The organism is Mesorhizobium sp. M1A.F.Ca.IN.020.06.1.1, from assembly GCF_004023265.1.
Taxonomy (GTDB): Bacteria; Pseudomonadota; Alphaproteobacteria; order Rhizobiales; family Rhizobiaceae; genus Mesorhizobium.
The window spans coordinates 1-875 of the sequence record NZ_RZSR01001494.1 but is presented as its reverse complement, the minus strand read 5'-3'; the positions used below and the strand labels follow the sequence as shown (position 1 = coordinate 875).

Here is an 875-nt window from a genome sequence, read left to right as displayed (position 1 = left end):
AGGCATATCTGCGCAGCCATCTGCCGATGGGTGCGCTGCTGCCCCCGGATCTTCGAGACCGGGCGATCGCGGGCGCGGCACACGCTCGCGCGACCGTTGGGAATCTGCATTTCCACCGGCTGATTTCGGTCGACCCGCTTTGGCGGCCGCTCATCAAGGCGCTCGTGGGAACGGTGGAAATCACCTGGGAGGCGCCCGGCGCACGGGATCGAAGCTGGTTTCCGGGTACCGTTCTGCCCACGATCATGGAGCCGCCTCAAGATCTGATCTGCGATGTTTGCGCCGATGCTCGCGCCGAGGTCGTCGAGGCACTTCGCTGGGCGCGCGAGCTGTTAAGCGACGGCAAAACCCAAGCCTCCGAGATTGCGATCACGAGCGCTGATCTCGGTCCGTGGGACGAGCACATGCTGGTGCTTGCCGTGAACGCTGACCTCCCGATCCATTTCGCGAGCGGCGTTTCCGCCCTGAGCACGCGCGCCGGCCAGGCGTGCGCGGCGTTGGCGGACGTGCTGATCAACGGCCTGTCGCAGGATCGCGTGCGCCGCCTATCGCTGCTCTCCCCCTATCTTTCGGACGCTCTTCCGGCAGACTGGCTGAAAGGCATCCCGAGCGAGGCGGGTCTGTTTGAACCGGAGCATTGGGCCCGCAGCCTCGAGCCGCTTTCGCGTTCCGATGGTACCTCCATCGCAACGACCCTCATGCCGGTGCTGCGTGACCTCGATGCCGGACCTCAAGCGGCGGTCAAACTCGGAGAAACCCTGCTGCGGGGTAAGAGCCTCGGGCTCTGGCAGGAGGCGCTTCGCCTGGGACCGGCTGCGGCGATTGAGATGACGCTGACGTCACTGCGCATTGCCGATGAGAGCGATCCCGCCAAC

At 65.6% G+C, this 875-nt stretch carries 1 pseudogene; it reads left to right on the top strand.

Going from position 1 to position 875, the window contains the following annotated elements:
• Positions 1-875, top strand: a pseudogene (locus tag EOA60_RS37990) (PD-(D/E)XK nuclease family protein); the annotation flags it as partial.